Genomic DNA, 20,048 nt, shown 5'->3' with positions numbered 1-20,048 from the left:
GGGCGGGGATGTGCTGTGGGTGACGTCCGGCACGCCGCGCATCGATGAGGACCGGGAGCAGGTGGACGGCGAGCGGCTGGTGCTGACGCTGTCCCGCTATTCGGCGGACGGGACGAAGCAGTGGGCGAAGGAGTTCGAGCGCAACCGCCTGTCGGACCTGCGCGTGGCGGGCTCCACGGGGGCTGACGGCGCGGTGTTCCTGTCCGGCAACGCGTTCCTGTACTCGGCGGACTTCGGGCTGGGCGAGGCGCAGGACGGCTTCCTGGTGAAGTTCTCCCAGGCCGGCGCGCCCGAGTGGCAGCGCCGCGTGGGCCAGAAGGTCTACGCGACGGCGGCGGACGCGGCGGGCGGCGTGGTGGCGCTGGGCGAGGAGTGGACGACGGAAGCCCACACGCCCCAGTTGGTGCGCTACGCGGCGGACGGCGCGGTGGAGTGGACGAAGACCTTCGACGGCGCGAAGGACGGCACGCTGCTGTCGGCGGTGGCGCTGTCGGGGACGGGTACGTCGGTGGTGGCCGGGCGGCTGGTGGGCCCGGTGACGGTGGACGGGCACACGTTCGACGCGCAGGGCACGGGCGGCTTCGTGGTGCTGGCGTTCGGCGCGGACGGCGCGCTGGCGTGGGGCCGCGAGGTGCCGGGCGTGAACGGCCGCGTGGGCTCCGTGTCGGTGGGCGCGGACGGCACGGTGGCCGTGGCCGGTGAGGCCGTGGGCCTGCTCGTGTGGAACGGCGTGGCGCTGGATGAGGGCGGCCCGTTCGTGCTGACGGCGACGGCCGACGGGCAGGAGCGCTGGGTGAAGCAGCCCACGTGCGGCTCGGCGTCCGTGGGCACGGTGGCCGCGGTGGAGGCCGCGGGCCCGGTGACTGCTGCCTGCGGCAATACCGTGACGCGCTACGCGGCGGACGGTGCGCTGCTGGGCACGAAGACGCTGGCGCCGGAGTCCTGCGAGAGCGGCACGTGCTCGCTGGCGACGACGGCGCTGGTGGCGGCGCCGGACTCCGGGCTGGTGGTGTCCGGCTGGCAGCGCGATGGCGCGGGCGACACGTGGAACCAGGATGCGTTCCTGCGGCTCGTGACGCCCTGATTCTGGTCAGGGCGCTCGAACGGTGAACCCGACGCCGCGAATCCCATCAGGGTTCGCGGCGTTGGCGTTTCAATCCCGGTCCGGCGCTCCCAGGGGGAAGAGGGGGCGGAACGGTCGTCCTCCATCCACCGCCCGGGCGACGGACGGGCGGGCCAGCAACCGCGCGCGGTAGGCGCGCAGCTGGGGATACGCATCGGAGATCCGGTGCGTCCAGTCCGCGTAGAACAGGGAGGGCGCTGCCGCGCAGTCCGCCAGGGTGAAGTCCTCTCCCGTGGCCCAGGTCCTACCGGCCAGCTGCCCTTCAATCCAGGCGTAGGCGAGCTCCAGCTTCTCCACGGCCGTGGCCATGCCCTCCTGGCGCTTCGTGGGGTTGCCCGTCAGCGCACCGTCCACGGCGCGCTGGACCATGTTCATGACGTGCAGGTCGAAGAAGCGGTCCAGGAACCGCACGTCCAGCGCGGCCATCGGATCCGCGGGCAGCAGGCGCACCGGCCCGGGATGCGCGAGCTGGAGGTACTCGATCATGATGCTCGTCTCGACGAGCTGACGCTCCCCGTCCAGCAGCAGCGGGAACTTGCGCAGCGGCCAGCGACGCAGCCACTCGGACGTATGCTCCGGCGTATCCGGCCCGATGTTCCGGAACTCGAAGGGCGTGCCGTTCTCGTACAACGCGATGAGCACCTTCTGCGTGTACGAGGAGAAGGGGTGACCGTAGACCGCGAGCGCCATCGGGAGACCTTTCAACCACTTGTGATTTGCAAGCGGTTGAACCGTATTCGCGCTACTTGCATATTGCAAGTATCAACCCCGGGAGGACGGCCATGCCGCAGACAGGACGCTCCGGCTGTCCCATCAACCTGACCCTCGAACAGCTCGGCGACCGGTGGAGCCTCATCGTCATCCGCGACGTCATGTTCGGGAACCGGCGCACCTATGGCGAGCTGCTGGAGCAGAGCGAGGAGGGCATCGCCTCGAACATCCTCGCGGACCGGCTGAAGCGGCTGACGGCATCCGGCCTGCTGTCGCGACGCCCGGATCCGAACCACCGGCAGAAGGGCATCTACAGCCTCACGGAGGCGTCCATCCAGCTGGTGCCCCTGCTCGCGCACCTGGGGGCCTGGGGACGCCGGCACACGCAGCCGGGCGAGGAGCTGTCCGTGCGCGCGGAGCTGCTGGAGAAGGGCGGCCCGCCCCTCTGGGACGCGTTCATGGACGAGCTGCGCCACCTGCACCTGGACACGCCACGCCCGGCGCGCTCGGTGTTCGGTGAGCTTCAGGCCGCCTACGAGAAGGCCGTCGCGCGCCGCGCCAGGAGATGATCACACCGTCGCGGTGTTCAGCTTCAAGTCCTGGTTCAGCCCCGCGTCCCTGCGCACGCGCCAGATGTACTGGTCCAGGAAGTAGTGGTGCAGCGCGAAGCCCCAGATGAAGCCTTCCATCAGGTCCCGCAGCGTGAGCCCACTGCCGCCCAGCGCCAGCTTCATGTCGAACCCGCCGCAGCCCGGGTGCACGCCCATGCCGCAGCCCAGTGTCCGGTACACCAGCGTGAACGCGAGCCCGCAGAGCGCGTAGATGATGAACCGCTGGCTCACCCTGGGCGCCCAACCGAACGCGGCTCGGTCCACGCCGTTCGCGTGGTAGCGGTTGCGGTGAAAGAACCAGACGATGCCGTGGTACTGCACGTTGTGGAACGCCGTCACCGCCACGGTGAACATCAGGAAGTCCATCCGCCGCGACACCGGCGGCCAGAACACCAGCGACGTCAGCCCCAGCGCCGCGCCCAGCATGAGCAGCTTCGGCCCGTTCACGCCCAGGCCCCGGCGCCACCTCCACACCTGCCTCGCCGCGAGCACCCCCACCACCGCGAGCACCAGCGCGAAGCACGCGTGCGCTGCCCCGACCTCCCAGGTCGGCTCCGCCATCAGCCCCAGCCTGCGCCGCGCTCCTGGATGCGTCAGCGCGAACGCCACGAACGGCGCGAGCAACCCCACGTACAACGTCAGGCTGTCCAGCCGCCGGTCCCACGCATCCTTCTCACCGGCCTTGCGCTGGTAGAGCACCATGATGCCGTAGTGCTGCCGCACCACGTGCCAGTACGCCCACAGCGCCGCCAGCGTCACGAACACCGCGAACGGCCAGCGCTGACCTGACAGCACCGACCCCGCGAACACCGCCGGCCCTGCCGCGAACCATCCCAGGCTGCCCCAGAGCAGCCTCGCTCGCGCCTTCCGCTCCCGAGCGTCCAGGTACGTGCGCGACACCGTCGCGAACAGGTGCGGTCCGTCCAGGAGCAGCACCCACGCCCACCACAGCGGCGGCCCGCTCACGCCGCCCAGCACGTGCAGCGCCATCAACGCCAGGCTCGCGCCCAGTCCCCCGACCGTGGAGAGCAGGTCATGCCGTCGGTCCACCAACCACCGCGCATGCAGCGGAACCGGGGCGAAATGGGGAACCGCGTTCATCAGGGACTCCCGTCCGGCGGACCCGGACCACGCTGCTGGGGGAACGAAGTCCCAGGATAGCGGGGACATACAGGTAAGACGCAGGCGTACCTGGGGTCTCGAAGGGGTACCGGACAACCGGGCAGGGGGCCAGAACCCTCTTGAGAGAACGGGCCCCGAACGCGACAGTGCCGGACCATGGATCAAGGTCGGCGTACCTCGGACCGCAAGTCAGTCGGTCTGTTGGTGAAGCTCAAGCATGAGACCGTGGGGAGCTTCACCGAGGAGTTCGCCACCAACATCAGCCCTGGAGGCATGTTCATCCGCTCGCGCACGCCGCAGCCGGTGGGCACGCCCGTGCGCTTCGAGGTGCAGATCGCCAACGGCGTGCGCGTGCTCCAGGGCACCGCCACCGTGCGCTGGGTGCGCGACGTGAACGACCCCGCGGGGCCTCCGGGCATGGGGTTGGCGTTCGAGGATCTGGATACGGCGAGCCGTGCGCTCGTGGACCTGATGCTCCAGCGCAAGCCGGGCGGGAGCGCGCCGGCCGCCGCGCCGCTGCCGTCCATTGCTCCGGTCGTGGCTCCGGGCATCGCGCCGGTGCGTCCGCTCGTGGCCGCGCCGCCGGCCGCCGCGCCCCGGCCCGCTGCCGTCCCCGCGCGTCCTGTCGCTGCCGCGCCGCCCGCCGCGCCCGCGCGTTCCGCTTCACCGGCCCCAGGGGGCGCCGCGCTCGATTCGCTGTTCGACGACCTGGATGCTCCGTCCAGTCCCGCGCCCGCCGCGGATTCGCTCTTCGATGACCTGGATGCTCCGTCCAGTCCCGCGCCCACCGCGGACGAGCCGTTCTCGCTGGGAGGGGCGGACGAGCCGTTCTCGCTGGGCGGGCCGGACGAGGACATGGGCCTGGCGCTGGCGGATCCCTCGAACGACGTGGACATCCCGCTGGACGAGCTCATCGCGGGGACGCCTCCTCCCGTGCAGGGCGTGCTGTCGGGAGACGACGAGCCGCTGCCCGGGCTCGACTTCGAGTTCGAGGCTCCGGCCGTGGACGAGCCCATCGCGATGGGCGAGCCGCTGGATGAGGTACCCATCGAGGTGGGCCTCTCCGTGGATGACGACACGGCTTCAGGCGCTGGCAACGCGGGTGGGTTCGAGCTGGATTTCTCGGATGCCTTCGAGCCCGCGCCGCCGCCGCCTCGCGCCGCGCCGGTGGTGCCTCCGGCGCCCGTGCAGCGCGCGGCCCCTCCGCCTCCGCCCGCCGTGATGCCGCCGCCGCCGGTGGCTCCCGCCAAGGCCTCCGGTGGCAGCACCGAGTTCGACCTGGACCTGTCGTCCCTGGACGACGAGGCCCCGCTGGAGCTGGCGCGCGAGCCCGCGTCGTCACCGGGCCGTCATCGCCCGCTGGGGCGCGAGCCCGCGTCCTCGCCCGGTCGCGCCGCCGCGCCGGGCCTGGGCCGTGAGCCTGGATCCGCCGCGGGTCGTGCCCCCGCACCGGGCCTGGGCCGTGAGCCTGGATCCGCCGCGGGTCGTGCTCCTGCGCCAGGATTGGGCCGTGAGCCTGGATCCGCCGCCGGTCGTGCCCCCGCGCCGGGCCTGGGCCGTGAGCCTGGATCCGCCGCGGGTCGTGCTCCCGCGCCAGGATTGGGCCGTGAGCCCGGCTCTGCTGCCGGTCGTCCCGCCGTGCCGGGGTTGGGGCTGGAGCCGAGATCCGCATCGGGTCGCGCCGCGCCGGGATTGGGACTCGAGCCCGGCTCCGCGGCCGGCCGTCCCTCCGTGCCGGGATTGGGGCTGGAACCTGGCTCCGCGGCCGGTCGTGCCGCGCCGGGCCTGGGCCGCGAGCCCGGCTCCGTGGCGGGTCGTCCCGCCGCGCGCGGTCCCGGTGAGCTGCCGCTGGAGCCCGGCTCCTTCGCCAACCGTCCCGCCGCGCCTGGACTGGGCCGTGAGCCCGGCTCCGCCGCGGGCCGCGCCCCGGACCTCTCCCAGGAACCGGCTTCCTCCTGGGGCCGCGCCGTCCCGCAGCAGCCTCCCGCGCCGCAGCGCCCGTCCGGTGGCAGCGCCGAGTTCGACCTGGACCTGTCCGTGGACGACGACGGGCCGCTGGAGCTGCTGCGCGAACCCACGTCCTCGCCGGGACGTCCCGCCGCCCGGCCCGTGGCCCCGCCGCCGCCCACGCCTGTGGCCGAGAGCGCTCCGCCGCCCCCGGCCGCCGTCACGCCGCCGCCCCGTCCGGAGCGCACGGTGCTGTCGGTGGGCGAACTCACCCGGCAGATCAAGCAGACGGTGGAGTCGCGCTTCCCGCGCGTGCTGGTGCGCGGCGAGGTGTCCAGCTTCCGCGGCGCCAACGCGCGCGGCCACTGGTACTTCACGCTCAAGGACGCGGACGCCTCCATCGACGCGAAGGTGTGGGCGTCCATGGCGGGGCGGATGCGCTTCGCGCTGCGCGACGGCATGGAGGTGCTGGCCGAGGGCAGCGTGGACCTGTACGAGCCGCAGGGCCGCTACAGCCTCATCGTGTCCCGGCTGGAGCCCGTCGGCGAGGGCGCGCTGGCGCTCGCGTTCGAGCAGCTCAAGCAGCGGCTGGCCGCGGAGGGGCTCATCGGCGACCGGCGCGTGAGGCCGCCCCGGCCCGTGCCGTTCCTGCCCCGGCGCATTGGCGTGGTGACGAGCCGCACCGGCGCGGCGCTCCAGGACTTCCTGCGCGTGCTGCACTCGCGCAACCCCCGGCTGGGCGTGCTCCTGGCGGACGCGCGCGTGCAGGGCGAGGGCTCCGCGGAGGACGTGGCGCGGGCCATCGAGCGGCTGGGGCGCACGGACGTGGACGTCATCGTCGTGACGCGCGGCGGAGGCTCCGTGGAGGACCTCTGGACGTTCAACGAGGAGCGGGTGGCGCGCGCCATCTTCGCCTCGCCGGTGCCGGTGGTGTCCGCCATCGGCCACGAAATCGACTTCACCATCGCGGACTTCGTCGCGGACCTGCGCGCGCCCACGCCCAGCGCGGCGGCGGAGCGGCTGGCGCCGGTGCTGGCGGACCTGGAGCTGACGCTGGCCACGCAGTCCGGCCGGCTGCGCCGGGCCATGGAGCGGCGGGTGCTGGAGCTGCGCGAGCGCCAGGGCCAGCTGCGCGCGCGGCTGCCGGATCCACGCCGTGAGGTGAACCACCAGCGCCTGCACCTGTCCGAACAGGTGGAGGCGATGATGCGCGTGCTGCGTCCCCGCGTGCGTCAGGACCGGGAAACGCTGCGCGCCCTCCAGGAGCGGCTGCAGCGGGCGCGGCCCCAGACGCGGCTGTCGGAGCAGCGGGCCCACCTGCTCAAGCTGGCCATGCGCCTGTCGGAGGCCGCGCGCGCGGGCGTGTCCCGGAAGCGGAACGCGCTGGCGGACACGAGGCTGGGGTTGCAGCGGCAGTCGCCGGCGGCGCTGGTGGCGGCCGAGCGGGCGAAGGTGGCGCAGGCGCGCTCGCGGCTCCTGGAGCTTCAGCGGGGCATGCTGTCGTCCGCGCAGACGCACTTCGGACGGTTGGGGGGCCGGCTGGACGCCCTGAGCCCCCTGAAGGTGATGTCGCGCGGCTACTCGGTGACGTTCCGCCAGCGGGACAGCGTGGTGGTGCGCTCCATGGCGGACGTGGCGGTGGGGGACGTGCTGGGCATCAAGCTGGCGGCCCACGGGGCGAAAACCCTGGGCGGGTGTGAAGAAATCGAAGCGACCGTTACCAGCCTGAAAGGCCCGGTGGACTGCTAGCGGGCCACCCTCTACATTCCGCGCCCCGCTCGGGGAGGTGGATGGCCGTGGCGAAGTCGGACAAGAATCCCAAGGTGGAGCCCGCCCCGGAGCAGTACGGGGACGTGGTGTCGCGCCTGGAAGAGACGGTGGCGCGGCTGGAAAGCGGCGACCTGTCACTGGAAGAGTCGCTGAAGGCGTTCGAGGAGGGCATCCGCCTCGTCCGCCGGGGCGAGAAGCTGCTCACGGAAGCCGAGCAGCGAATCGAACAGTTGCTGGTGGATGAGGACGGCCAGGAGGTGGCCGCGCCGCTGGCGGTGGCGGCCCGGCCTGCTCCCCAGGCCGCCCCCCGGACTGCCGCGCAGGCACGTCCGCCACCGGAGGACGATGTCCCGTTCTAGGCATCAGGGGAAGGGCGGAGGCCGGGCATGTCGAAGCCGAAGATTACGATTGTCGATGACGACCGCGACACGCGCGAGCTGCTCGCCGAGGCCCTGGGGGCCGAGGGGTTCGAGGTCATGTCCGCGGCCAATGGCCTGCGGCTGGTCGCGTCGCTGGAGCTGCACCGGCCGCACGCCATCCTCCTGGACGTGAACATGTCCTGGATCAACGGCTTCGAGCTGTGCCAGGCCGTGAAGCAGAACAAGCAGTTCCGGGACATCCCCATCATCTTCATCAGCGGGCGGGGAGACCCGGAGGACAAGCGGCGTGGCATGGAGGTCGGCGCGGCTGACTACTTCGTGAAGCCGCTGGAGCTGGACGCGCTCGTCAAGCGCATCCGTGAACTCATCCCCGCCGACGTGGCGAAGGAGCCCTGACGCCGATGGCCGCTTTCAACCTGGACCCCTTCATGCGCATGCAGCAGGAGCGGGTGGAGGCGCTCCTGCTCGAACGCGCGGACCGCTGGGGCCCCGCCGGCACGCCGCCCCGTCTGGCGGAGTCCATGCGCTACTCGCTGCTCGCGGGCGGCAAGCGCCTGCGCCCCGTGCTGTGCCTGGCCTTCGCGGACGCGGTGGCGAAGGCGAGCACCGACGGCGGCGTGGTGATGGATGCCGCGTGCGCGCTGGAGTACGTGCACACGTATTCGCTGGTGCACGACGACCTGCCCAGCCTGGACAACGACGACCTGCGCCGGGGCGTGCCCACGAACCACAAGGTCTACGGGGAGCCGGTGGCGCTCCTGGCCGGGGACGGGCTGCTCACGGAGGCCTTCACGCTGCTCGCGTCCGGGCCGGAGCCGGTGCGCGGCACGCTGTGCGCGGAGCTGGCGCGCGCGGCGGGGGCGGCGGGCATGGTGGGCGGGCAGGTGCTGGACATCGCGGAGGACCGGGCCCCGACGCTGGACTACCTCTTGCGGCTGCACCGGCTGAAGACGGGCGCGCTCATCCTCGCGGCGTGCCGGATGGGCGTGCTGGCGGCGGGAGGCGGCGCGGCGGCGCTCGCGAGCGCGGTGACGTACGGCGAGGCGGTGGGCCTGGCCTTTCAAATCGCGGACGACGTGCTGGACGTGACCTCCAGCGCGGAGGCCATGGGCAAGCCGGTGGGCGCGGACGCGGAGGCCGGGCGCTTCACCTTCCCGGCGGTGGTGGGGCTGGACGAGTCGCGCCGCATGGCCGGTGAGCTGGTGGCCCGGGCGGAGGCGGCGGTGCGCCCGCTGGAGGGCGCGGACGGCCCGCTGGCCGCGCTGGCGCGCTACTCGGTGGAGCGGAAGTCCTGATGGCGGACGTGCTGTCCGGCGTGGCGTCCCCCGCGGATGTGCGCACGCTCCCCGAGGACGCGCTGCCCGGCCTGTGCGAGGCGCTGCGCGAGGCCATCATCACCACGTGCGGACGCGTGGGCGGCCACCTGGGCGCGTCGCTGGGCGCGGTGGAGCTGGTGGTGGCCCTCCACCGCGTCTTCCACACGCCGCAGGACGCGCTCCTCTTCGACGTGGGGCACCAGGCGTACGCGCACAAGCTGCTCACCGGCCGGCGCGACCGCATGCACACGCTGCGGCAGGCGGGCGGCATCGCGCCGTTCCTGGACCCGCGCGAAAGCCACCACGACGCGCTGGCGGCGGGGCATGCGTGCACGGCCATCTCCGCGGCGCTGGGCCTGCTCTCCGGACGGCGGCAGCTGGGGCACGCGGGCCACGTGGTGGCGGTGGTGGGCGACGGCGCGCTCACCGGAGGCCTGAGCTTCGAGGGGCTCAACAACGCGGGGGGCAGCCCGCTGCCGCTCGTGGTGGTGCTCAACGACAACCAGATGTCCATCAGCGCGAACGTGGGCGCCATCCCCGCGCTCCTGCGCACGCGCAACGCCCGCGCCTTCTTCGAGTCGCTGGGCTTCACGTACCTGGGCCCGGTGGACGGGCACGACCTGGGCGCCCTCACGCGGGCCCTGCGCGAGGCGAAGGCGTCGTCGCGCCCGGTGGTGGTGCACGCGCTGACGAAGAAGGGGCGCGGCTTCCCGCCCGCGGAGGCCGACGAGCAGACGCGCGGCCACGCCATGGGGCCGTACGAGTGGCGCGACGGCAAGCTGGTGCGCTCACGAGGAGGCCGGCCCACGTTCAGCGAGGCCTTCGCCCAGGTGCTGGGTGACGCACTGGAGCGCGACCCGCGCGTGGTGGCCGTGACGCCCGCGATGCTGGAGGGCAGCGCGCTCACGGGCTTGAAGGCGCGCTTCCCGGACCGCGTGCACGACGTGGGCATCGCGGAGCAGCACGCCGTCACCTTCTGCGCGGGGCTGGCCGCGGCGGGCGCGAAGCCGGTGTGCGTCATCTACTCCACCTTCCTCCAGCGCGCGTACGACCAGGTGGTCCACGACGTGTGTCTGCCGGGCCTGCCCGTGGTCTTCGCGGTGGACCGGGCGGGGCTGGTGGGCGCGGACGGCGCCACGCACCAGGGCGCCTACGACGTGTCCTTCCTCCGGCCCCTGCCGGGCCTCACGCAGTGGGCCCCGATGCTGGGGGAGGACCTGGCGCCCATGTTCGCCACCGCGCTCCAGGCCCCAGGGCCCTCCGTGCTGCGCTTCCCGCGCGGCACGCTGCCGGACCTGCCGCCGGAGCTGGCGAGCGCGGAGCCCCAGGCATCCCGTCCGTCCACGTCGGCTGGCGCGCCCGCGCATGGGCAACCGGCGCCAGACGCGCTGATGGTTTCGGGTGCCCGCTGGCTGAAGCGCGTTCCCGGCTCGCGTCTGACGCTGGTGACGCTCGGGCCGCTGGGGCTTTCCGCGCTGGAGGCCGCTCGGACCGAGCCGGACTGGAGCGTGCTGGATGCGCGCCGGGCGTGGCCCCTGGACGAAGCCGCGCTGCTGGAGGCCGCGGCGGGCGGGCACGTGGTGGTGGCGGAGGAGGGCACCGTCCGGGGCGGCCTGGGCGGCGCGGTGCTGGAGCTGTACGCGGCGGCGGGCGTGGCCCCCCGGGTGAAGCTCCTGGGCATGCCGGACGTGTTCCTGCCGCACGGGGACGCGCGGGTGCAGCGCACGCAGCTGGGACTGGACGCGGCGGGCCTGCGGCACGCGGGCCGGACGCTGCTCGGAGAGGAGCACCGGTGAAGCCGAAGAAGGAACGCCTGGATGTGCTGGTCGTGGAGCGGGGGCTCGCCGAGTCGCGCACCAAGGCCCAGGCGCTCATCCTCGCCGGCCAGGTGGTGGTGGCGGACCAGCGCGTGGACAAGCCGGGCCACCTGGTCCCCGTGGAGGCCGAGCTGCGCCTCAAGGGCGAGGTGCTGCCCTACGTGTCGCGCGGAGGCCTCAAGCTGAAGGCGGCCATGGACCGCTTCGGCCTGGACGTGACGGGCCGCGTGGGCGCGGACATCGGCGCCAGCACCGGCGGCTTCACCGACTGCCTGCTCCAGCACGGCGCGGTGCGGGTGCACGCCATCGACGTGGGCTACGGCCAGCTCCACGAGAAGCTGCGCGTGGACCCGCGCGTGCGCTCGCGCGAGCGCGTCAACGCGCGCTACCTCACGGACGAGGACCTGCCGGAGAAGGTGGGCGTGGTCGTCATCGACGTGAGCTTCATCTCGCTCACGCAGGTGCTGCCGTCGGTGCTGCCGTTCCTCTCACCGGGCGGCCTGCTCATCGCCCTGGTGAAGCCCCAGTTCGAGGTGGGGCCGGACCGGGTGGGCAAGGGCGGCGTGGTGCGCGACCCGGCGGCGCGGCAGGACGCCATCGACACCATCACGGCCTTCGTGCGCGAGCACGGGCTCTCCGTGCGCGGGGTGATGGACTCGCCCGTGCCCGGGCCCGCCGGCAACGTGGAAGCGCTCCTCGTCGCCGACAGGCCCTGACGGCCGCGGTCACGGCACGACGGCGCGGTACTCGCTCAGCGGCAGCGTCTGGACCAGGTTGTTGCCCACGCGCATCCACAGCCGGCCGCTGTCATCCACGGCGCAGGACAGGCTGCTGGAGACCTCGTAGCGGAACAGCACGCCATTCTCCGCGGAGTCCACCGCGACGATCTCCTGGGGCATGGCGCCGGCCACGTTCGGGCCGTTGAGCAGGTAGAACTCCTTGCTCGTCGGCTGGCCCAGCTGCACCTGGAGGATGCGCAGCTGGCCGGACGCGTCCACGGACGTGCCGCCCTTGTTGGTGACGATGCCGTTCGCCGTGTCCAGGAACCACACGCGCTGCGTGCCAATGGCCGCCAGCCGTGAGCCCGCGGAGAAGGGCAGGAGGAAGTTCAGCGGCACCGGCAGCGTGGGGCTGGTCCAGCGGGACGCGGAGAGTTCGCAGCCATTCTGCTCCGCGGAGCACGCCTCCACGCGCGACTGGTTGTTGCCGAAGGTGAACGCCAGGAAGATCGTGGCGCCGTCCGTGCTGAACGTCGAGGGCACGATGGAGTTGAGCTTGCCGTTGTACTTGTAGATGACGCGCGTCTCCACGGGCAGCAGCGGGTTGCCCGTGGCGTTGGCGTCCAGGACGGCCACTTCAATCTGGATGATGTCCGTGCCGCCGGCCGCGGTGTTCGGGTAGGCCACCAGCACCTGCTGCCCCTTCTCCTTGGGCGGGGTGATGGGCTCCACGGGCGAGTTCTGGAAGGTCCACTGGAAGTTCCCGCCCGTCGCCGTGTGCTTCAGGCGCGACACCGTGTACAGGTCGTTCACGAGCGCGTCGCCGTTGGCCATCATCGACAAGTTGAGCAGCTTGTACGTCGGCGCGGTGCGGCCGGTGATGGCGAAGTTGGAGTCCACCGCCACCGCGCCCACGCCCGGCGTCCACACCCACCGCTTGCCGGTGTTGGGGTTGATGCTGGTGATGACCGTGTCCGAGTTGCACGGGATGCCCATCTCCACCGAGTTGCGCACCACGCCCGCCGAGTCCACGCGGTACAGCGTGCCGATGTCGGTGGTGGGGTTGCCGCACCCGATGAAGGAGACGTTCGTGCCGATGCCCTCGGTGATGAAGAAGTCCGTCACCACCTGGCCGTTGGGGTCCGGATCCTTGATGACCTTCGTCACCGGCAGGAACGTGGCCGCCTGGGGCTGGGACACGTTCGTCCGGCCGTCCGAGCACGTCGCCCGCGCGTTGAGCGACAGGCCCACGGCGAGCTTGCCGTTGTACTTGATCTCGTTCTTGGCCAGCTCGAAGTCCATGGACCCGCTGGTGTAGGGCACCGTCTTCAGGAACGTGTCCCGGTCGTAGATGTCCAGCCGCGCCACGGAATCACAGCCGGACACGATGACCCGCACCGTCAGTGACGGGGTCGCCGAGTTGGGCTGCGGCACGGTGAGGGTCACCACCGGCGGGTCCAGGGGGGGCGGCGGCTTCTCACCACCACAGGCGGCGAACACGGAAGCGCAGAGGGTCAGCGAGGCCAGGACGGCCCGCGACACGAATGGGCGCGAAGGGACGGAGTGCATGGTTTCACACTCTACCGCGCTCCCTCGGGAAGCGGGCGGGACCCCGGACACCAGGTTCTTCGCCCCAATCCTGATCGCCGTGGCCGCTGAAAACCCTGCCGCCCCCCGCCTGCCCACCCAGCCGGCGGCCGAACCGAAAGAGTGGTATGGAAAGAAAGTGACAGCCTGGCTGTTTTCGCGAGGTTCCATCCCTTCAAGGGGCTGGAGCCGGCGGTTCCGGTCACCGAACCGTCACGCGCATGCGGGATTCCGGAGGAAGAACACCGGTCCGGGGTATACGTCGCGCGCCTCTTTCTCACCCCTCTCGCTCAGGAGAGCCCCGTCCATCCGCTGGCCCGCGGACGGGTTAGACGGCATGATCCGGAATCGACCATGACCCCTTTCGCACCCAACGGGTTTCCGCGACGTCGTTCCCTGTCTGGGCGGGGCGGAGGCGCGCCGTGAGGATCGAGATGCTGTCGTCGGAGCAACGGGGGCGGGTGCTCGTGCTCGCGGCGAAGGCCGCGGGTGACGCGCTGGTGGAGCGGCTCACGGCGAGTGGCTACCAGTGCGCCTCCACCGAACGGGAGACCGGGCTGGCGGAGATGGTGGATCAGCTCCAGCCGGAGGTGGTCCTCCTGGCCGTGACGGCCAAGCGGGCGGCGGAGCTGCTGGAGACGGTGCGCAAGGTGGACAAGCTCCAGCGCCTGCCGGTGCTGGTGGACCAGGGCCGCGCGCGTTCGGCGGAGGCCTTCAAGCGGCTGGCGGTGGACGACTTCGTGCGCGGCGCGGATGAGCTGGTGCCCCGGCTGGAGTCCGCCCTGCGCGCCTGGCGGCTGAAGGAGCGCGAGGAGCGCATCCGGATGCGCATGGGGATGCTGCTCGAAATCACCCAGGCCGCCACCAGCTCCCTGGAGCTGGAGGAGATCCTCCGCATCGCGGTGGAGAAGGTCGGCCAGGTGACGGGCACGGACCGCTGCTCCGTGGTGCTGGTGGAGGGCAGCCACGCGCGCACGGCCACGGTCGTCGCGACGCAGGAGGACCCCAGCCTCGTCCAGCTGGACATCGAAGTGGCGCGCTACCCGGAGCTGCGCCGCGCGCTGGAGACGCGGCAGCCCGTCCTGATTGAAGAGGCGCAGCGCGACCCGCTGATGGCGGAGGTGCGCACGTCGCTGTTGCCGCAGGGCGTGAAGTCCATCCTGGTGCAGCCGCTCATCTGCCAGGACGACCTGTTGGGCGCGCTCTTCCTGCGCGTGTCCAAGGGCGAGGCGTCCATCGGCCGCGACGAGCAGGAGTTCGCGGAGGCCGTGGCGGGCGTGCTCGCCAACTCCATCCGCAACGCGCGCCTGCACACGGCGGTGAAGAAGAAGCGCGAGGACCTGGAGCTGGCGTACGTGGAGCGCTACCGCGAGCTCAACGACGCGAACCGCCGCCTGAAGGAACTCAACCGCCTCAAGGATGAGATCATCGCGGTGTGCAGCCACGACCTGCGAGCCCCGCTCCAGGTGCTCCTGGGGCACGGCCGGCTGCTGCTGGAAGGGCCGCTGGAGACGCAGCAGAAGCAGTCCGCGGACGCGATGATCCGCCAGGGCCGGAAGATCCTCACGCTGGTCGAGTCCCTGCTGGAGAAGGGCAAGGGCGAGGCGGCGCGGCTGTCCATCGAGCCCCGCGTGCTGGACGTGGCGCAGCTGTGCCGCGACGCCGTGGCGGAGCTCGAAATCCTGGCGGCGGAGAAGGCCGTGGCGCTGCGCTCCGAGTGCCCCGACAGCCTGATGCTCATTGGCGACGAGGTGAAGCTGCACGAGGTGCTGCAGAACCTCATCAGCAACGCCATCCAGCACGCCAGCGACCCGGGCTCGGTGGTGGTGCGCACGCAGCGGCTGTCGCGGCCGGACGGCGACGCGGTGCGGGTGATGGTGAGCGACAACGGGGTGGGCATCCCCCCGGACGAGCTGCACCTGGTGTTCGACCGCTACCGCCACGGGCCCAAGGGCACGGGGCTGGGGCTGGCCATCTGCAAGGAGTTCGTGGAGCTGCACGGCGGTGAAATCTGGGCGGAGAGCCCGGCCGAGGGCGGCTGCACCTTCGTCTTCACGCTGCCCCTGGCGCAGGAGGCCGCGCGCAACCCCCGGCCGCAGCCCGCGCCCGGCACCGCCCCCGAGCAGCCGCGCGTGCTGGTGGTGGAGGACGAGCCCGAAATCGCGGCGGTGCTGTCGGAGGTGCTGCGCTCGAAGTACCGCGTGGAGGTGGCGCGCGACGGCGCGGAGGGCCTGGCGAAGGCGCGTGCGTCGCGGCCGGACCTCGTGGTCATGGACGTGTTCCTGCCCAAGCTGGACGGCCTGGACGCGGCCATGGCGCTCAAGTCCTCGTCGGACACGGCGCACATCCCCGTCATCCTCCTGTCCGCCCACCAGGGCGTGGCCGACAAGGTCCGCGCGCTCAACCTGGGCGCGGTGGACTACATGGCCAAGCCCTTCAACGCGGTGGAGCTGCTCAACCGCACCGAGCGCGCCCTCAAGCTGCGTCAGGGCGACAAGGAGCAGCAGGACAAGACGGGCTCGCTCCAGCGGCGCACCGGCAGCGACCCGGCGACGGGCCTGCTCGACCGCCGCGGCCTGCTCTTGCGCCTGGAGCAGGAGGTGGCCCGCAGCCGGCGCTACCACCGCGCCCTCACGCTGGCGGTGCTCCGCCCGGACCGCGAGATGGAAGTCATGCCCTCCAACATGGGGGACGTGATGCGCAAGCGCGTGCGCCACCCGGACTCCATCGCCCACCTGGGACTGGGCGTCTTCGCGGTGGTGCTGCCCGAGTGCAACGCGGACGCGGCGCGCACGGTCATCAACCGCCTGATGCCGGACGTGGAGAAGGTGACCTCCATCGAGTACCGGGCCGCCATGGCGGACGTCAGCCAGGACAGCGATCCGGTGGAGAAGCTGCTGGAGAAGCTGGGGGCACCGCCTCCCGAGGTCCACTAGCCCGCGTGCGCCCGCTCCCGCTCCTCAGTCGTGCCGCCGTGTTGTGCCTCGCGCTGGCCGCCGGAGGTTCGGGGGCCGCGCCCGCGAGGAAGGCCCCGCACGTCGACCGCGAGGCGATGCGGGAGGCCATGGACTCGAGCGAGCGGGACGACGAGCCGTCCGCGTCGTCCGCCAGCTACGCGCACTACCTCCAGTCGCGGCTGATGCACCTGGAGGGCAACCACCGGGGCGCCGTGGATGAGCTGCGGCTGGCGCTGGCCACCGACGACGGCAACCCGAACCTCCTCACCCAGCTGGGCGAGGAGTACGCGCGCCTGGGCGACCTGGCGCGCGCCGAGCGCGAGCTGCGCAAGGCCGTGGAGAAGGCCCCCACGCACTACGCCGCCCACGTGCTCCTGGGCCGGGTGCTGATGGAGTCCGGCCGCACGCCGCGCGCGCGCCAGCACCTGCGCCGCGCCATGGCCCTGCGCCCCCGCGACCCGGAGGCGTACCTCGTCCTGTCGCAGCTGTACCTCGACGCGAAGGACCCCGGCGAGGCGGTGAAGGTGGTGGAGGCGCTGGCCCACGCGCTGCCGGGAGAGCCCTCCGGCTACCGGCGGCTGGGGCTCGTCCTGGCCGAGCGCGGCGACGCGGCCCGCGCCGAGCGCCTGCTCGTGAAGGCCTCCGAGCGGGACCCCGGCGACGTGGAGGTGTGGGCCACCCTGGCCCGGCTCTACGAGGAGTCCGGCCGGCCGAAGGAAGCGGAGGACGCGCTGGCCCGCGCGCTGGAGGCGGATCCGGACAGCCGCGAGGTGCTGCTGTCGGCGGGCCGCGCCGCGCTGAAGGGCGGGTCGGTGACGCGGGCGAGGGCGTACTTCGACCGGTTGCTGTCGCTGTCCACGTCGCCGGAGCTGGCCGTGCGGGTGGCCTTCAGCTACCTGGCCGCGGGAGAGCCTGGCGCCGCCAGGGAGGTGCTGGACGCTTCGCGCAAGGACGCGCCGGGCGAGCCCCGGCTGGCGTACTACGCGGGCCTCGTCTCGGAGCGGACGCGCCACTTCTCCGCCGCCGCCAGGGACTTCGCGGGCGTGCCCCCGGACTCGGAGGTGTTCCCCGACGCCCGCGTGCGCCAGGCCCGCTGCCTCTCGCTGGCGGGGGACCATCCGCGCGCGGTGGCGCTCTACCGCGCCGCCATGGCGGAGGCGCCCGACGACCTGGAGGTCCGCGTCGGCTACGCCCGGGCGCTGGAGCGGAGCGGCGAGACCGCGAAGGCGGAAGCGGTGCTGCGCGAGGCGCTGGTGGGGGAGGGTGGGGCGATCGCGTACGACGCGCTGGCCACCCTGCTGGAGCGCCAGGGCCGGGCTCCGGACGCGCTCGCGCTCCTGAGGGACGCCGTCGCCCGGGCGCCGAAGAACCAGGACCTGCAGTTCGCCCTGGGGACCCTGCTGGAGCGCCAGGGCGACGTGGCGGGGGCGCTTTCGCGCATGCGGGCGGTGCTCGCGCTGAAGCCGGACCACTCCGCGGCGTTGAACTTCATGGGCTACGTGCTGGCGCAGCGGGGCCGGGACCTGGGCGAGGCGGAGCGGCTGGTGCGCCGCGCGCTGGCGCTCCGGCCGGACAGCGCGGCCTACGTGGACTCGCTGGGGTGGGTGCACTTCCAGCGCGGCGACGCGAAGAAGGCCGTGGAGGTGCTGGAGCGCGCGGTGGACCTGTCCCCGGACGAACCCGCCATCCTGGAGCACCTGGGAGACGCGTACCTCAAGGCGGGCCGCGCCCCGGAGGCCGCCCGGACCTGGAAGCGCGCGCTGGAGGTCCTGACGCTGGAGCCGGAGGCCGCCGAGCCCGCGGATCAGCGCACCACCCTGGAGCGCAAGTTGAAGGCGCTACCCTCTGCGGCGCCGGGCCGCTAAGGTCCGGGGCTCATGGCCCGCCACGACGAAGGCTTCTTCACCGGGAAGGACAACACCCGGCTGTTCTGGACGCTGGACCTGCCGGACGCGGACCCCCGCGCGCACGTCGCCATCGTCCACGGCTACGGCGACCACATCGGCCGCTACCGGCCCGTCATCGACGCGCTGGTGCAGGACGGCTTCGCGGTGCACGGCTTCGACTACCGGGGCCACGGCCGCGCGGACGGCCGCCGCGCCTACGCCAGCAAGTGGACCGAGTTCCTGGACGACCTGGACGGCTTCTGGCAGCGCGTGCGCAAGGCCGCGGGCACGCAGAAGATCTTCCTGCTGGCCCACAGCCACGGTGGCCTGATGGCCGCGCACGCCCTGGCCGGGCGCCTGGAGGGCCTCTCCGGCGCCATCCTCTCCGCGCCCTACCTCAAGCTCGCCATCACCCCGCCCGCCGCGAAGGTCATGGCCGCGCGCATGGTGGGCACGCTGGTGCCCTGGATGAAGGTCCCCTCGGGCCTGACCCCGGAGATGCTCAGCACCGACCCGGACATCCAGAAGGCAGTCACAGCGGACCCGCTGTACGTGCCCTTCGCCACGCCCCGCTGGTTCGTGGAGTCCACGCTCGCCCAGGCGCAGACGCTCCTGCTGGCGCCGAAGATTCAAGTGCCGCTGTTCGTGCTGTGCGGCCAGGAGGACGGGGTGGCGCTGCCGGCGGCGGCGCGGTCCTTCTTCGAGGCGGCGGGGACGGCGGACAAGAAGTTCAAGGAGTACCCCGGCATGCGGCACGAGCCGCTCAACGAGCGGGACCGCGCGACGGTGTTCCAGGACATCTCCGGCTGGATCTCCGCGCATCTCTGACATAATCAGGTCGCCCCGCTCCCTATGGAGCGGGCGCTGGCGAGGATCACCTCATGGCACAGGGTGAAACGGGCATCATTGGCAAGGGCATCGTCATCAGGGGCAACCTCACGGGCGGAGGGGACCTGGTCATCGAAGGGCGTGTGGAGGGACAGATTGCCCTCAAGAACCACCTCACCATTGAAGGCACCGGCAAGGTGCAGGCGGACATCCGCGCCGAGGAACTGACCATCAACGGTGAGGCGAGCGGCAACATCGACGCCTCCACGCGCGTGGCCATCAACGCCTCGGCGAAGGTGGCGGGCGACATCAAGGCCCCGCGGGTCATCATCGAGGACGGCGCCGTGTTCAACGGCTCCATCGAGATGGACGTGAAGTTGCCGGACGACATCTAGCATCCACCGGGGTCCGTCCCACGGTCCCCCCAGGCGCACAGCTTCGAGAAGGCGGACAACACTCATGGCGAATACGGTCATTGGTTCGAGCATCGTCATCGACGGGGAGATTTCCGGTGACGAGGTCCTGGTCATCCAGGGCACCGTGAAGGGGAAGATCTCCCTCAAGGAGAGCCTCTACGTGGAGGGCTCGGGCGTCGTCGAGGCGGACATCGAGACGCAGAACGTGGAGATCGCGGGCCGCGTGACGGGCAACATCGTCGCCAGCGACAAGGTGGAGCTGAAGACGGACTGCCGCGTGGTGGGCGACATCAAGGCCCCGCGCATCCTCATCGCCGACGGTGCCTCCTTCAAGGGCAACGTCGACATGGACATGAAGGAGCGCTGATCCGTGGCCACCGCCAAGGAGCTTGCAGGCAACACCGTCGACAACACCGTGGTGGGGCCCTCCATCCTCATCAGCGGTCGGCTCACGGGTGACGAGGACCTCACGGTCCGCGGGCGCGTCGAGGGTGAGCTCACCCTCAGCCGCACCCTCATCGTGGAGCCGTCCGGCGTGGTGAAGGCCAACGTGGCGGTGAAGAACGCCATCGTCAGCGGCGTGGTGGTGGGCAACATCAACGCCACCGAGAGCGTGGAGCTCACCCACGAGGGCCGCATGGTGGGCGACATCCGCGCGCCCCGCGTCATCATCGTGGACGGCGCCAGCTTCCGCGGCCGCGTGGACATGGGCGACGTGGAGCCGGGCCGGCTGCCGTCCGAGCGCCCCGCCGTGACCCGTCCCCAGGCGGTAACGCGCCCCACGGTGCGTCCGGGCGCCACCCCGCCGCGTCCTCCGACGCCGCCGGCCGCGCCGCCGCGCACCGCCCCGACGCCGCC

Annotated in this window: 17 protein-coding genes; 14 read left to right on the top strand and 3 right to left on the bottom strand. The window is 72.3% G+C overall.

The window, feature by feature from the left end; all coding sequences use genetic code 11:
* The coding region (locus D7W81_RS27810) for a hypothetical protein (RefSeq protein ID WP_120558417.1) at positions 1-1,084 on the top strand (1,084 nt) is incomplete at its 5' end.
* A 69-nt stretch (positions 1,085-1,153) separates the two neighbouring features.
* On the opposite strand, the gene D7W81_RS27805 is transcribed toward D7W81_RS27810, so the two are convergent.
* A complete protein-coding gene (locus D7W81_RS27805; protein WP_120558415.1) occupies positions 1,154-1,813 on the bottom strand; it encodes a glutathione S-transferase family protein in 660 nt (219 codons plus the stop codon).
* 92 nt (positions 1,814-1,905) lie between these two features.
* Here D7W81_RS27805 and D7W81_RS27800 point away from each other — a divergent pair, with 92 nt between their 5' ends.
* The gene (locus D7W81_RS27800) at positions 1,906-2,403 is read left to right on the top strand and encodes a winged helix-turn-helix transcriptional regulator (RefSeq protein WP_120558414.1); all 498 of its coding nucleotides are present in this window, start codon (positions 1,906-1,908) and stop codon (positions 2,401-2,403) included.
* On the opposite strand, the gene D7W81_RS27795 is transcribed toward D7W81_RS27800, so the two are convergent.
* Positions 2,404-3,546, bottom strand: coding sequence for a hypothetical protein (locus tag D7W81_RS27795; protein ID WP_120558413.1), 1,143 nt, complete (start codon positions 3,544-3,546; stop codon positions 2,404-2,406).
* 177 nt (positions 3,547-3,723) lie between these two features.
* Between D7W81_RS27795 and xseA the strand changes: the two genes are divergently transcribed.
* From xseA to D7W81_RS27765, 6 genes are read left to right on the top strand one after another with little or no spacing between them, the layout of a single operon-like run.
* A complete protein-coding gene (gene xseA, locus D7W81_RS43720; RefSeq protein ID WP_120558412.1) occupies positions 3,724-7,263 on the top strand; it encodes an exodeoxyribonuclease VII large subunit in 3,540 nt (1,179 codons plus the stop codon).
* Between the two features lie 41 nt (positions 7,264-7,304).
* Positions 7,305-7,643, top strand: a complete 339-nt coding sequence (gene xseB, locus D7W81_RS27785; protein WP_120558411.1) for an exodeoxyribonuclease VII small subunit — start codon at positions 7,305-7,307, stop codon at positions 7,641-7,643.
* A 27-nt stretch (positions 7,644-7,670) separates the two neighbouring features.
* A complete protein-coding gene (locus D7W81_RS27780; protein WP_014397650.1) occupies positions 7,671-8,060 on the top strand; it encodes a response regulator in 390 nt (129 codons plus the stop codon).
* A 5-nt stretch (positions 8,061-8,065) separates the two neighbouring features.
* The gene (locus tag D7W81_RS27775) at positions 8,066-8,959 is read left to right on the top strand and encodes a polyprenyl synthetase family protein (RefSeq protein WP_120558410.1); all 894 of its coding nucleotides are present in this window, start codon (positions 8,066-8,068) and stop codon (positions 8,957-8,959) included.
* The gene (locus D7W81_RS27770) at positions 8,959-10,776 is read left to right on the top strand and encodes a 1-deoxy-D-xylulose-5-phosphate synthase (protein ID WP_120558409.1); all 1,818 of its coding nucleotides are present in this window, start codon (positions 8,959-8,961) and stop codon (positions 10,774-10,776) included. Before D7W81_RS27775 ends, D7W81_RS27770 begins: the two co-directional genes overlap by 1 nt.
* On the top strand, positions 10,773-11,513 hold the full coding sequence (locus D7W81_RS27765) for a TlyA family RNA methyltransferase (RefSeq protein ID WP_120558408.1): 741 nt from the start codon (positions 10,773-10,775) through the stop codon (positions 11,511-11,513). The genes D7W81_RS27770 and D7W81_RS27765 overlap by 4 nt, the downstream gene beginning before the upstream one ends.
* 9 nt (positions 11,514-11,522) lie before the next feature.
* Here D7W81_RS27765 and D7W81_RS27760 read toward each other — a convergent pair whose 3' ends face one another.
* Complete coding sequence (locus D7W81_RS27760) at positions 11,523-13,085, bottom strand: hypothetical protein (RefSeq protein ID WP_120558407.1); 1,563 nt, start codon at positions 13,083-13,085, stop codon at positions 11,523-11,525.
* Between the two features lie 455 nt (positions 13,086-13,540).
* Between D7W81_RS27760 and D7W81_RS27755 the strand changes: the two genes are divergently transcribed.
* From D7W81_RS27755 to bacP, 6 genes are all read left to right on the top strand, one after another.
* Positions 13,541-16,039 (top strand): ATP-binding protein, encoded by a 2,499-nt coding sequence (locus tag D7W81_RS27755; protein WP_120558416.1) that lies wholly within the window; start codon positions 13,541-13,543, stop codon positions 16,037-16,039.
* Between the two features lie 128 nt (positions 16,040-16,167).
* Positions 16,168-17,925: a tetratricopeptide repeat protein gene (locus D7W81_RS27750; protein WP_368773752.1), complete on the top strand. Its 1,758-nt coding sequence runs from the start codon at positions 16,168-16,170 to the stop codon at positions 17,923-17,925.
* A gap of 12 nt (positions 17,926-17,937) precedes the next feature.
* On the top strand, positions 17,938-18,774 hold the full coding sequence (locus D7W81_RS27745) for an alpha/beta hydrolase (RefSeq protein WP_120558405.1): 837 nt from the start codon (positions 17,938-17,940) through the stop codon (positions 18,772-18,774).
* Positions 18,775-18,827: 53 nt separating this feature from the next.
* Positions 18,828-19,169 carry a bactofilin BacN gene (gene bacN, locus D7W81_RS27740; RefSeq protein ID WP_014397642.1) on the top strand — a complete coding sequence of 114 codons (342 nt, stop codon included), beginning with the start codon at positions 18,828-18,830 and terminating at the stop codon, positions 19,167-19,169.
* A 64-nt stretch (positions 19,170-19,233) separates the two neighbouring features.
* Positions 19,234-19,557 (top strand): bactofilin family protein, encoded by a 324-nt coding sequence (locus tag D7W81_RS27735; protein WP_120530631.1) that lies wholly within the window; start codon positions 19,234-19,236, stop codon positions 19,555-19,557.
* Between the two features lie 3 nt (positions 19,558-19,560).
* Positions 19,561-20,048 (top strand): bactofilin BacP (gene bacP, locus D7W81_RS27730; RefSeq protein WP_244227475.1); only part of this gene is annotated, 488 nt, incomplete at its 3' end.

The organism is Corallococcus aberystwythensis, from assembly GCF_003612165.1.
Classification (GTDB): domain Bacteria; phylum Myxococcota; class Myxococcia; order Myxococcales; family Myxococcaceae; genus Corallococcus; species Corallococcus aberystwythensis.
Note: the sequence above shows the minus strand (reverse complement) of the source record. Positions and strands in the feature narration are given on the sequence as shown.